General features: G+C 65.5%; 7 protein-coding genes. 3 read left to right on the forward strand and 4 right to left on the reverse strand.

Translation table 11 applies throughout. The features are described 5' to 3' along the window. The 3 genes from A5636_RS10790 to A5636_RS10800 form a co-directional block, all read right to left on the reverse strand. On the reverse strand, nt 1-1,472 hold a 1,472-nt coding region (locus A5636_RS10790), incomplete at its 3' end, for a PE family protein (RefSeq protein ID WP_155763749.1). Nucleotides 1,473-2,132: 660 nt separating this feature from the next. After that, nucleotides 2,133-2,588, reverse strand: a complete 456-nt coding sequence (locus tag A5636_RS10795; RefSeq protein ID WP_065158631.1) for a hypothetical protein — start codon at nt 2,586-2,588, stop codon at nt 2,133-2,135. Beyond that, on the reverse strand, nt 2,585-3,193 hold the full coding sequence (locus A5636_RS10800) for a ParA family protein (protein WP_301336709.1): 609 nt from the start codon (nt 3,191-3,193) through the stop codon (nt 2,585-2,587). Before A5636_RS10800 ends, A5636_RS10795 begins: the two co-directional genes overlap by 4 nt. Before the next feature lie 413 nt (nt 3,194-3,606). On the opposite strand from A5636_RS10800, the gene A5636_RS10805 reads away from it, so the two are divergent. Beyond that, entirely contained in the window at nt 3,607-7,014 is a 3,408-nt protein-coding gene (locus A5636_RS10805) for a TM0106 family RecB-like putative nuclease (RefSeq protein ID WP_065158632.1), read from the forward strand. A gap of 11 nt (nt 7,015-7,025) precedes the next feature. Here the strand turns inward: A5636_RS10805 and A5636_RS10810 are convergent, their stop codons facing one another. Next, nucleotides 7,026-8,888, reverse strand: coding sequence for an MFS transporter (locus A5636_RS10810; RefSeq protein WP_081287725.1), 1,863 nt, complete (start codon nt 8,886-8,888; stop codon nt 7,026-7,028). Between the two features lie 136 nt (nt 8,889-9,024). On the opposite strand from A5636_RS10810, the gene A5636_RS10815 reads away from it, so the two are divergent. Further along, entirely contained in the window at nt 9,025-9,777 is a 753-nt protein-coding gene (locus A5636_RS10815; protein ID WP_065158633.1) for a hypothetical protein, read from the forward strand. Between the two features lie 153 nt (nt 9,778-9,930). After that, a complete protein-coding gene (locus tag A5636_RS10820) occupies nt 9,931-13,710 on the forward strand; it encodes a multifunctional oxoglutarate decarboxylase/oxoglutarate dehydrogenase thiamine pyrophosphate-binding subunit/dihydrolipoyllysine-residue succinyltransferase subunit (RefSeq protein ID WP_065158634.1) in 3,780 nt (1,259 codons plus the stop codon). The last annotated feature ends 18 nt before the right edge of the window (nt 13,711-13,728 follow it).

A 13,728-nucleotide genomic window follows, 5' to 3' on the forward strand; every position in this document is an offset into this window, starting at 1 on the left:
CCGCCGCCACCGCCGCCGCCGCGGCCGGCCGCAGTGTTCGTACCGGCCGCGCCGGCGCCGCCGGTGCCACCAGTACCTCCGGTGGTGCTGCCGGTCGACCCGACAACGTTGCTCGCACCGGCACCACCGGCGCCGCCGGTGCCGCCACCGCCGAACGCGCCGCCGTCGACGCCGATGCCACCGGTGCCCCCAGTGCCTCCGGTGCCACCGGCCTGCGACTGCCCGAGGCCGCCGAAGCTGGGGTTGGCCAAGATGCCTTCGCCGTGGCCGCCTTGGCCCCCGGCTCCACCGGTACCCCCGTTCCCGCCAGCACCGGTCCCGCCATTGGCACCATCGACGCCTAACCAACCAGATCCCCCGCCGGCCCCGCCGGCACCGGCGGCTCCGCCGATGCCTCCGGTGCCACCGTCACCGCCGGTACCGGCAACCAGGTTGGGCCCGCCGGAGAAGCCGGCCCCGCCAGCACCACCAGTGCCTCCGGTGCCGCCATGCCCGCCAAGTCCGCCGGCACCACCATCACCGACAAACATCCCGCCCACACCACCGGCTCCGCCGACCCCACCGGTACCGCCGGCATACGCGTTACCGCCGGTGTCACCATTGAGGCTGCCCAGCGTGCCGTTGTTTCCCTGAGAACCCGGCGCGCCCTGACCGCCCATACCTCCCGCGCCGCCGTCTCCCGCGTTGCCGGAGTACCAGGCCCGGCCGCCCATACCGCCGGCACCCCCGGTGCCACCCATACCGTTGTTCACGCCGGCCACGCCGAGGGTGCCAGTGCCGCCAGCGCCGCCCATGCCGCCGTTGCCCATCAGCCAACCGCCAGCCCCGCCAGCGCCGCCGGCACCGCCGGCGAATCCCATGCCGCCGGCCCCACCGTTGCCGATGAACCCGGCGCTTCCGCCGCTTCCGCCGGCCACGTTCGTACCGGCGACGGGGCTATAGCCCGTGCCACCGTCACCGAGTAACAAACCGCCCGCGCCACCGGTTGGGTTAGCCGCTGTTCCCGCGGCACCGTTGCCGATCAAGCCACGTCCGATCAGCATTTCAGTCGGCGCATTGATGAACGGGTCGAACAACTGGCCGAACGGACTGTTGATCCAGGCTTGGCCGGCCGTGTGGATCGGGCCGTAGACAAAACTCTGGAACGCGCTTCCGAGGGGTGAACCGACTGCCGCCAGGGGCGATGCGGCGGCAGCATCAGCCGCCGCGTACATGAACGCACCCGAGTTCAACGTCTGCACAAACTGGTTGTGGAACAGCGCCACCTGTGAGCTCAGGGCCTGATACTCCTGGCCGAAATTGCCGAACAAGGCAGAAATCGCCGCGGACACCTCGTCCTGCGCCGCCGCCGCCAGCTGCGTCGTGGAAGCCGCCGCCGCCGAATTCGCCGAACTGACCACCGAGCCGATCCCAGTCAAGTCTGCAGCTGCGGCGGCAAAAGCCTCAGGGACTGCGATCACGTAAGAGGACATCTATGTCTCCAAATAGCTAGCGGGGAGGCCCCAAACTCGCGGCGGCCTTCGAATCGTTTCGAAGAGTACGCGCGCTATCGCGATTTGCAGAATGTTTTCCGCCAACTTTTTTGGAGTAATTTTCTTTGCTGGAAATATTAACTTAAAGGTATATGGAGTTACATATGCGCATCAAGATGTCAGTTAATATTGCCGTAAATGGCGGCGTACATATAGTTAAAGGTAATTAGCATTTAAGCTATTGGTTGTTATCCCGGCTTGGCCTCCCGTACAGGCAACTAGCTGCGCTCTTTCCCCGCGGTACAGGACGGGCGTCAGGGTATTGACAGGGGTCGGATCGTCGATTACGAAGCGTAGAAGTTCGCGTACGCCAGCGCCGGAGATAAATTCGCTCTTTTACACCAATTGCACGACTTGCACGCCGCACAGGTGTGAACAGAAACTTAGCGGAGCCATTCAGTTTGATGGCGTGCAAAGCACTGGATACGACTATCTAGAGAAGTGTGTCGGAGTTGCCGGATTATGCCACTGATCGACAGGTCTGATTATGCGACCGTGCATCGATGGCGGGTAGTGCGGGCACCTGGGTGCCGGATGCTGACGCGTTCGGGGATTCCTGACGACGTGCGCGGGATCCGCGTTGGTGACGCGGTTAACCAACTAACCCAGTTCAGCGTAGGTGCGCAAAATGGCCGCGGCGACGAGCGCCTGCAGACTCGTCCCCTCATCCGCCGCCACTCGCTTCAGCGCGCGATGCATAGGCCGCGGCAAATCGAGCGATGTCCGCACCCCGCCACTGATGCCCCGGTGGGACATCGACGCGCGAGCCAGCGCAGCAGGGTCCTGCAGTCCTGCGTCGATAGCGTTGCGAATCAGTTCGCCCATGGTGGTGTCCAGGTCCAAGGCGCGCCTTTTGAGACCTGTGCGCACCGCAGGATGAAAGTGCAACGTGGTGCGCATTGTTTCGTACATCACCGGCGACGGCGAGGACGTCTCACGTGCGGCGTCGTCGTAGCCTTGGAAGGCACTCGCGGCTCGCGCGGTCGCCGCGGCTCCGGTCGGCCGGCGAATCACCGCGTCGCGCACCACCTCGGCGATTGAAAGCTTCTCAGTCATGCCTGCGCCGCCTCGCCCTCGACCCACAACTCCGCCATTAACTCGTCGAACACGGCTTCAAACTCTGCCAAATGACGCGGTATGGCGCGGCCGAACGCTCGCTCGATTGCAATCCGATGAGGCACGCTGTTGCGCAGCACCGGGGCTTTCGCCTCATTCAAGGCGCGCGGCATCGCGGTTGCTTCAGGCTTACGCGTATCCACCAGCGTGAGCAGGATAGTCGTGGGACGGTGCTGGGTGATGTCCAGCGTCGGCCAAAGCCGGTCGATGTCCGCTGGGCGCGGCCCGGTCGGAATGATGACGAGATCGGCTGCGTCGATCGCGGCATCGATCGCCGCCGCCACCCCAGGCGGGCTATCTATCAGCACTAGCTCATCCGGTTCGCAGGACAGCGCCCGCACCTCGGCCGCCGTCCCGGGGCTCACATCGAACGGCAACGGCGTCCCCAGATGCGCAGCCCGATCGGCCCACGACGATGCTGAGCCCTGCGGATCGGCATCAATGACGCGCACTGCAACCCCGCGCCGCACCGCGGTGGCGGCCAAGAACATCGCGGTCGTCGTCTTTCCGACGCCGCCCTTGGTGTGCACCAGCGACCAGATCACTGCTCTCCGACGAACCGTGAGGAACCCGCAACATAGCTTTTCATCCAAACAGTGGTGGGCAGTGCCGACGTCCGTCTCAGCGCCGCCAAATCAACATCAACACGGCACTCAGGATCGACGATCCTTGCAGGCCTCTTCCCCGCAAGCGTCCGCACGAAGGACCCGACCCTTCGTGTCAGACTCAGAACTCTCCCGAAACCTGACGCTACTGAATTCTGTGTGAATTTTGAATGCGTTTTAACTTACTCGGTTGGAAAAAGTCCAGGTCTGCTTCAAATCGGAAATCGTCGGACAATAAACGAAGTCTCGCCGAGTGTGTCACTCAGGGATGCGTGGACCGACTGACCTGCGGCGGTACATACGCCCCTCGAGGGAACCCGTCGTTGTCACACCCCTCCCCTACAGTTGCTGCTGTGTTCGTCACCGGCGGCAGCATCGTCTACAGCGCATCGGATCTCGCGGCCGCCGCGCGCTGCGAGTATGCGCTGTTGCGGAATTTCGACGCCAAGCTGGGCTGGGGGCCGGCCGTGTCGGTTGAAGACGAAATGCTTGCTCGCACAGCAGCTCTCGGTGACGATCATGAACACCGCCGGCTCGATCGGCTGCGCGAGGAGTTCGGCGGCGCCGTCGTTGTCATCGGCCGGCCCGCCTACACCCACGCCGGGCTGACGGCCGCCGCGGCGGCCACCCAGCGGGCCATCACCCAGGGTGCCCCGGCTGTGTACCAGGCGGCGATGTTCGACGGGCGTTTCGTGGGTTTCGCCGACTTTCTGATCCGTGACGGTGACCGGTATCGGGTCACCGACACGAAGCTGGCCCGCTCCGCGAAGGTCACCGCGCTGTTGCAACTGGCGGCCTACGGTGACGCACTGGCCGCCGCGGGCGTGCCGATCGCCCCTGAGGCGGAGCTGGAACTCGGCGACGGGACGGTAGTCCGCTACCGGTTGGATGAGCTGGTCCCGGTGTACCGTTCCCAGCGCGCACAGCTGCAACGACTGCTCGACGGGCACCACGCCGCGGGACGGCCGGTGCGGTGGGACGACGAAGCGGTGCAGGCATGTTTTCGTTGCCCGTTGTGCATTGAGCAGGTGCGCGCGGCCGACGACCTTCTGCTGATCGCCGGAATGCGAATCACCCAGCGCGAGAAGCTGATCGAGGCGGGCGTCAGTACGGTGCGCGAACTCGCCGAGCACAACGGCGCGGTGGAAACCATGTCCGCCAATGCCTTCGCCAAGCTCACGGCACAGGCCAAACTGCAGTTGCGCCAGCGTGAGACCGGCAAACCCCAATATGAGGTCGTCGACCCCCAACCCCTGGCGCTCTTGCCGGAGGCCAACCCCGGCGACTTGTTCTTCGACTTCGAAGGTGACCCGTTGTGGACGGCCGACGGCCAGGACTGGGGACTGGAATATCTCTTTGGCGTCCTGGAAGCCGGCCCGGCCGGAACTTTCCGTCCGCTGTGGGCGCACAGCCGGATCGACGAACGCCAAGCGCTCACGCAATTCTTGGCGATGGTCGCCAAACGTCGTCGGCGTTATCCGGGGATGCACATCTACCACTACGCGCCCTACGAGAAGACCGCGTTGCTGCGATTGGCCGGGCGTTACGGCGTCGGCGAGGACGAGGTGGACGACCTGTTGCGCAACGGTGTGCTGGTGGACCTCTATCCGTTGGTGCGCAAGAGCATTCGGGTGGGTGCAGAATCCTTCAGTCTCAAGGCGCTGGAGCCGCTGTACATGGGCGACCAACTGCGCGACGGTGACGTCACCACCGCCACCGATTCGATCACCTCCTACGCGCGGTACTGCGAGCTGTTGGCCGAGGGCCGTACCGACGAAGCGGCCGCGACACTGAAAGAAATCGCGGAATACAACCACTACGACTGTCTGTCCACCCGCAAACTACGCGACTGGCTGGTGCTTCGCGCCATCGAATCGGCTGTCCCACCGCTGGGCGCGCAGCCGGTTCCCAAACAAGATGCCATCAAAGATCACGACCAGCTCGCGTCCACGTTGCGACGTTTCACCGGCGACGCCGCTATCGATGACCGCACTGCCGAACAAATCGCGGTAACCCTGGTGGCCGCAGCCCGGGGTTACCACCAACGCGAGGACAAACCGTTCTGGTGGGCGCACTTCGACCGGTTGAACTATCCCGTGGACGAATGGTCGGACAACACCGATGTCTTCGTCGGCGAGGCGTCGGTCGTTGTCGACTGGCATACGCCCCCGCGGGCACGCAAGCCGCAGCGGAGGGTGCGGCTGGTCGGCGAACTGGCGCGCGGTGATCTCAACAGAGACATGTTCGCGCTCTACGAACCCCCGGTCCCCTCCTTCATGGCCGACGACCCCGAGCGCCGCGCGGCTGCGCACGCAGAGGTGATCGAGGTGGACGACCCGAGTTCACCCAGCGAAGTCGTCATCATCGAACGAGCAGGCAAAGACGGCAACACTTTTCAGCAATTGCCATTTGCGCTCACACCAGGGGCGCCGGTACCGACGAAGCCACTGCGTGAATCGATCGAGTCGACGGCGCAGGCCGTGGCCGCGGCGTTGCCCAAATTGCCCGGCACCGCCCTCATCGACCTGCTGCTACGACGGCCACCACGCACACGCAACCACGTCCCGCTGCCGCGTAGCGCCGACCCGATCGCGGACATCACCGCGGCGACACTGGGCCTGGACTCGTCCTACCTCGCGGTGCACGGGCCGCCCGGCACCGGCAAGACGCACACCGCCGCTCGGGTAATCCGGCAACTGGTGACGACTCATTCCTGGCGCGTCGGTGTGGTCGCACAGTCGCATGCGGTGGTGGAAAACGTGTTGGGCTGTGTGATCGAAGCGGGTCTGGACCCGGCCGTCGTCGCCAAGAAAGGCAGCGATCACAGCGCTGCCAGCTGGCAGCGGATCGACCACAAGGCTTATCCGGCCTTCATCGTCGACCATGCGGGTTGTGTGATCGGTGGCACCGCATGGGATTTCGCGAACGCCACCCGCGTGCCGCCGGGCAGTCTGGATCTACTGGTCATCGATGAAGCGGGCCAATTCTGTCTGGCTAACACCATCGCGGTGGCCCCCGCCGCCCGCAACCTGTTGCTGCTGGGCGACCCGCAGCAGTTGCCCCAGGTCAGTCAGGGCAGCCACCCCGAACCGGTGGACGTCTCGGCACTGGAATGGCTGGTCGACGGCCAGCGCACCCTGCCCGACGAGCGGGGCTATTTCCTGGACCGCTCTTACCGGATGCATCCCGACGTGTGCTCGGCGGTGTCGGCGCTGTCTTACGAGGGCAGACTTCGCCCCCATCTGGCCCAAACCTCGGCCCGTCGTCTCGCCGGTTACCAACCCGGTGTGCAGGTGCTTGCGGTTCGCCACCACGGCAATTCGGTCGAGAGCCCCGAGGAAGCGCAAGCCATAGTGGCCGAGATTGCGCGGATACTGGACCTGCCGTGGACCGACGAGAGCGGCACCCGCCCACTGGCCACTTCTGACGTCATGGTGCTCGCGCCCTACAACGCGCAGGTGAAGCGGATACGCGACGAACTGTCGTCGGCCAGGCTCGACGGGGTCCGAGTCGGCACCGTCGACAAATTCCAGGGCGGTCAAGCGCCGGTCGTGTTCGTCTCCATGACAGCCTCGTCGATCGAGGACATTCCGCGCGGAATCTCGTTCCTGCTCAACCGGAATCGACTGAACGTGGCCATCAGCAGGGCGCAGTATGCCGCGGTGATCGTGCGATCGGACTTACTGACCCAGTACCTGCCCGCTACCCCGGCGGGTTTGATCGACCTGGGAGCGTTCCTGGCATTGACCGGCGACGGCTGACTCGCGCGGGATCAGCCGGACCAGTGCCAGCCGTCCGTCTCGTCGGGGTCCGGGCGCCGCGAATACTCGACGGCCGAGCGATAGCGTTGCCCGTCCCGCAGCGGGTTGCCGTTGTGGGCCAGCCCGTTCGAGTCGGGCAGACGGGTTTGACCGGTCGGTGCGCGGGAGGGGCCCTGGCCGGTCGGCGCGCGGGTAGCGCCTGGGCGGTTCGGCGCGGGAGCGGGGCCCTGGCCGGTCGGCGCATGGGTTGCCATGCGTGCGTACGGGACCCGAGTCACCACTGCTTCGCCGCCGGCCTCGTCGGCGCCCGCCGGCGCGAAGGCCGGGTCGCGCTCGAGGATGTATTCGACGTATTCGTCGTCGTCGTAACCGCTGTCCGGGTCTTCGGCGAGCGCGTAACCCCCCAGGGTGCCGGTCGATCGCATCGCTCCGATGAGAAACAGCGCGGCGATAATCCCGAACAGAGCGATGAAAGCCGGCAGCAGCATCGACTGTGCCATCGCGGCGGAGAACGGCTCGCGTACGAACTCCGGCAGTTGCAAACCGGCGTCGTCGTCGGCCGGCAACGCGGCACCGGCCGGCACCTCGGCACTGATGCACGACGTCATGAACGCGGCCATGCCCGCACTGCCGAGCACCGCGCCGAGTTGCCGAGTCGCGTTGTAGACCCCCGAACCCGCGCCGGCCTGTTCCGGTGGCAGGTTGCGGGTCGCGGTGGCAGCCAGCGGCGACCAGACGAAGGCCATGCCCATACCCAAGGCGATGAACGGCAGCACCAGCCGCCAGATCGGGGTGCCGGGCTCCAGTTCGATCGACAGCCAGGTCATCGAGATGGCGAGTGCCGAGAACCCGAAGCCCAGCACCGGCACCGGATGGGCGTTGTCGATGATCAGGCCGACGACCGGCGCGAGCAGACCGCTGCTGATCGCGACCGGCGCCAACAGCAGCGCGGACCGGGTCGGCGACAACCCGCACACCGATTGGGCGTAGAACGTCAGCGGCAGCATCATCGCCGTCGACGCAAACGACACGATGCCGACCCCGACGTTGCACAAGCTGAAGTCCCGGTCCCGGAACATGTTGAGCGGGACCAGTGGCGCCCGACGGTTTATCGCCTGCCAGTAGACAAACACCGACATGAACCCGACACCGGCAACCAACACCGCCCAGATCCAGGGAGCCCAATCGGCTGACTGCCCTTCCTGTAGGCCGAAGACGAGCAGGAACATGCCCGCCCCGGACAACGCGACGCCAATCGGGTCGAACCCCTGCGCGCGCACGGGCAGGTCGGGGACCAGCCAGATCGCCAAGGCCAAGGCGATGACGCCGACCGGCACGTTGACGAAGAAGATCCACTGCCAACCCAGGCTGTCCACCAATAACCCGCCGGCCAGCGGCCCGACCAAGCTGGCCACTCCCGCTGTGGCGCCCCACATGCTCATTGCCGAACCGCGGCGTTGCGCGGGAAATATGCGGGTGATCGTCGACAGTGTCTGCGGCGTGAGCGCCCCGGCACCGACACCCTGCACCACCCGGGCCGCGATCAGCATGGTCGCGCTGCCGGACAGACCGCACCACATCGACGCGACGGTGAAGATCACCAAGCCGATCAGATAGAGGTTCTTGGGCCCGAACCGGTCGCCGAGTCGCCCCGCGACCAGCAACACCACCGCGTACCCCAACAGATAGGCGCTGGTTACCCAGACCACGGTGCTGTAATCGATGCGCAGCGCGGTCATGATGGTCGGATTCGCGACGGCGACGATGGTCGAGTCGAGCATGATCATGAAGAAGCCGAGCATCATCGCCCAGAGCGCCGGCCACGGCTTCCCCGCGAGTCCGTCCCCGGCCACGCGACTGGTCACCGTGCTCATGTATCGCACCGCCCGCATTATTCCCGGTGCGTGACCCGGCCCGCTCGTCGGCTGCATCAGTCAAGGTCTGCTGTCCCGGCACGTATCGTGCTGGACGCGCGTTAGCCTGGGAGCAAGCCATTTTAAGAGAGGCACCATGAGCGCTCGACGCAACCAGTCGGTACCGGATTCCCCCGAGACCGGCAACGGCAAGCCCAAGCGGTCCACCCGGGCTTTGGCACAGATCATCGAACGCAGTTCACGCATTCAGGGCCCGGCAGCCGAGGCCTATGTGTCCCGGTTGCGTCGCGCGCACCCAGCGGCCAGTCCGGCCGAGATCGTCGGCAAGCTGGAGAAGCGCTTCCTGCACGTCGTGACGGTGAGCGGCGCGGCGGTGGGCGGCACTGCGACGTTGCCCGGTATCGGCACGGTGGCGGCCCTGTCCGCCGCGGCCGGCGAAACCGCGGTGTTCCTGGAAGCCACCGCCCTGTTCGTGCTGGCTTTGGCGTCGGTGTACGGGGTCCCGCTGGACCACCGGGAGCGGCGTCGCGCGCTGATCCTGGCGGTGTTGGTCGGCGACAACAGCAAAGCGGCGGTGGCCGAACTCATCGGCGGCGGGCGCACCAGCGGTGGCTGGGTGTCGGAGAGTATGGCCTCGTTGCCGCTTCCGGCGGTATCGAAGTTGAACACCCGGATGTTCAAGTACTTCGTGAAGCGATTCGCGCTCAAGCGCGGTGCGCTGATGTTCGGCAAGCTGATGCCGGCCGGCATCGGAGCGGTCATCGGTGCCATCGGCAACCGGATGGTCGGTAAGCGGCTGGTGCGCAATGCCCAGTCCGCGTTCGGCCCGGCGCCGGCACGCTGGCCGGTGACCCTGCATCTGCTGCCCGGCGTGCAGGATGCCAGCTAGAACGCATCAGGTTGGTCTTGCTGGCGAACTACATTCAAAGCGCTAGCCTTTATGGGTCCGAGCTGACGGTGTGAGGCGCGCCGCGATTCGGCGCTTAGGACTCGACGAACAGAAGAGACTCGACGAACAGAAGAATTGAGGCGAACAGCGGCCGTGGCCAACATAAGTTCACCATTCGGGCAAAACGAGTGGCTGGTCGAGGAGATGTACCGCAAGTTCCGCGACGACCCTTCATCGGTCGACCCGAGCTGGCACGAGTTCCTGGTCGACTACAACCCCGAGCCGGGCGGCGACTCGGGTCAAAACAACCCCACGCCTGCCGAAGCCAAGCCCGCCCCGAAGCCCGAGCCCGCGCCAAAATCCGAGCCCGCTCCCAAACCCGCGCAAACCGCCGTCCAGGACAAGAAGCCCGCTCCGCCCGCCTCACAAGCACCGCCCGCACCGGTGAAGCCGGCTAAGTCGACCGCGGCCGGAAACGGCGCTCCCGCGCCGGAGCCCAAGGCTCCCACGAAAGCTCCGACTCCCCCGCCCGCCGACGGCGACGAGGTGCAGGTACTGCGCGGGGCCGCCGCGGCGGTGGTCAAGAACATGTCGGCGTCACTGGATGTGCCGACGGCCACCAGCGTGCGGGCCATTCCGGCCAAACTGCTGATCGACAACCGAATCGTCATCAACAACCAACTCAAGCGCACCCGCGGCGGCAAGATCTCTTTCACCCACCTTCTGGGTTACGCGCTGGTGCAGGCGGTCAAGAAGTTCCCGAACATGAACCGGCACTTTGCCGAGGTCGACGGGAAACCCAACGCCGTCACCCCGGCCCACACCAATTTGGGCCTGGCCATCGACCTGCAGGGCAAGGACGGCAAGCGCGCGCTGGTGGTGGCCGGCATCAAGCGATGCGAGGAACTGCGATTCGCCGAGTTCGTCTCCGCCTACGAGGACATCGTGCGCCGCGCCCGCGACGGCAAGCTGACCGCCGAAGACTTTGGTGGCGTCACCATTTCGCTGACCAACCCCGGAACCATCGGAACGGTGCACTCGGTGCCGCGGTTGATGTCCGGGCAGGGCGCGATCATCGGTGTCGGCGCGATGGAATACCCGGCCGAGTTTCAGGGGGCCAGCGAAGAGCGGATCGCCGAGCTCGGGATCGGCAAGCTGATCACCCTGACGTCGACCTATGACCACCGCATCATCCAGGGTGCGGAATCGGGCGACTTCCTGCGCACCATCCACGAGATGCTGCTGTCCGACGGGTTCTGGGACGAGATCTTCCGCGAGCTCAGCATTCCGTACCTGCCGGTCCGCTGGAGCACCGACAACCCGGACTCGATCGTCGACAAGAACGCCCGCGTGATGAACCTGATCGCGGCGTACCGCAACCGCGGCCATCTGATGGCCGACACCGATCCGCTGCGTCTGGACAAGACGCGGTTCCGCAGCCACCCCGATCTCGAGGTGTTGACGCACGGGCTGACCCTGTGGGACCTCGACCGGGTGTTCAAGGTCAGCGGCTTCGCCGGGTCCGAGTACAAGAAGCTGCGCGACGTGCTGGGGCTGCTGCGCGACGCGTACTGCCGCCACATCGGCGTGGAGTACATGCACATCCTCGACCCCGAGCAGTTGCGCTGGCTGGAAGAACGGGTCGAGACCAAGCACGTCAAACCCACTGTGGCGCAACAGAAGTACATCCTGAGCCGACTCAACGCCGCCGAGGCGTTCGAGACCTTCCTGCAGACCAAATACGTTGGGCAGAAGCGGTTCTCGCTGGAAGGGGCCGAGAGCGTCATCCCGATGATGGACGCCGCGATCGACCAGTGCGCCGAGCACGGCCTCGATGAAGTCGTGATCGCGATGCCGCACCGCGGACGGCTCAATGTGCTGGCCAACATCGTCGGCAAGCCGTACTCGCAGATCTTCAGTGAGTTCGAGGGCAACCTGAACCCGTCGCAGGCACACGGCTCCGGTGACGTGAAGTATCACCTCGGCGCCACCGGTGTTTACCTACAAATGTTCGGCGACAACGACATTCAGGTGTCGCTGACCGCCAATCCGTCGCACCTCGAGGCCGTCGACCCGGTGCTGGAGGGCCTGGTCCGCGCCAAGCAGGACCTGCTCAACCACGGATCCAGCGACACCGACGAAGCGAAGGCGTTCTCGGTGGTGCCGCTGATGCTGCACGGTGACGCGGCATTCGCCGGCCAGGGCGTGGTTGCCGAGACACTGAACCTGGCCAACCTGCCCGGCTACCGCGTCGGCGGCACCATCCACATCATCGTCAACAACCAGATCGGCTTCACCACCGCGCCCGAGTACTCCCGGTCCAGCGAGTACTGCACCGACGTCGCCAAGATGATCGGCGCGCCGATCTTCCACGTCAACGGTGACGACCCGGAAGCGTGTGTGTGGGTGGCCCAATTGGCCGTGGACTTCCGGCAGCGGTTCAAGAAAGACGTCATCATCGACATGCTGTGCTACCGCCGGCGTGGCCACAACGAGGGTGACGACCCGTCGATGACGAACCCTTACATGTACGACGTCGTCGACAACAAGCGTGGCGTCCGCAAGAGCTACACCGAATCCTTGATCGGCCGTGGCGACATCTCGCTCAAAGAAGCCGAAGATGCGCTGCGCGACTACCAGGGCCAGCTGGAACAGGTGTTCAACGAGGTCCGTGATCTGGAAAAGCACGGTGTCCAGCCCAGCGCCTCGGTGGAGGCCGACCAGATGCTGCCGGCGGGGCTGGACACGTCGGTGGACAAGGCGCTGCTGGCCCGCATCGGCGACGCCTTCCAGGCGCTACCGGAAGGGTTCACCGCGCACTCGCGCGTCCAACCGGTGCTGGACAAGCGCCGCGAGATGGCTTACGAGGGCAAGATCGACTGGGCGTTCGGTGAGCTGCTGGCGCTCGGCACGCTGGTGGCCGAGGGCAAGCTGGTCCGATTCTCCGGGCAGGACACCCGCCGCGGCACCTTCTCGCAACGTCATTCGGTGATCATCGACCGCAACACCGGCGCGGAGTTCACGCCGCTGCAGCTGCTGGCCATCAATAAGGACGGGAGCCCCACCGGCGGCAAGTTCCTGGTCTACGACTCGCCGCTGTCGGAGTATGCGGCGGTGGGCTTCGAATACGGCTACACCGTGGGCAATCCGGACGCCTTGGTGCTGTGGGAGGCGCAATTCGGCGATTTCGTCAACGGCGCGCAGTCGATCATCGACGAGTTCATCAGCTCCGGTGAGGCCAAGTGGGGTCAGTTGTCCACCGTCGTGCTGCTGCTGCCGCACGGGCACGAGGGACAGGGTCCCGACCACACGTCCGGGCGCATCGAACGGTTCCTGCAGCTGTGGGCCGAAGGGTCGATGACCATCGCGATGCCGTCGACTCCGGCCAACTATTTCCACCTGTTGCGCCGGCACGCCATGGACGGCGTGATGCGGCCGCTGATCGTGTTCACTCCGAAGTCGATGCTGCGCAACAAGGCCGCGGTCAGCGACATCAAAGAATTCACCGAGATGAAGTTCCGGTCGGTGATCGAGGAACCCACCTACGACGAAGGCGACGGCGACCGCAGCAAGGTCAACCGGATCCTGTTGACAAGCGGCAAGCTCTACTACGAACTGGCGGCCCGCAAGAACAAGGACAAGCGCGACGACGTCGCGATCGTTCGGGTCGAGCAACTCGCACCGCTGCCGCGGCGACGGCTGCACGAGACCCTGGACCGCTACCCGAACGCCAAGGAATTTTTCTGGGTCCAGGAAGAGCCGGCCAACCAGGGCGCGTGGCCGTCGATGGGACTGACGCTGCCCGAGGTGCTTCCCGAGAAGCTCAGCGGGATCAAGCGGATCTCGCGCCGGGCGATGTCGGCGCCGTCGTCGGGTTCGTCCAAGGTGCATGCTGTCGAGCAACAGGAGATCCTGGACACCGCGTTCGGCTAGTCCGCGTGCCGCCTAGCG

Source organism: Mycobacterium asiaticum, from assembly GCF_001673315.1.
Taxonomy (GTDB): Bacteria; Actinomycetota; Actinomycetes; order Mycobacteriales; family Mycobacteriaceae; genus Mycobacterium; species Mycobacterium asiaticum_B.

Bases quoted from the DNA above. Each gene is read 5' to 3' on its own strand.
- A5636_RS10810 (WP_081287725.1), bottom strand. From the start codon at position 8,888: ATGAGCACGGTGACCAGTCGCGTGGCCGGGGACGGACTCGCGGGGAAG.
- A5636_RS10815 (WP_065158633.1), top strand. From the start codon at position 9,025: ATGAGCGCTCGACGCAACCAGTCGGTACCGGATTCCCCCGAGACCGGC.
- A5636_RS10795 (WP_065158631.1), bottom strand. From the start codon at position 2,588: ATGACTGAGAAGCTTTCAATCGCCGAGGTGGTGCGCGACGCGGTGATT.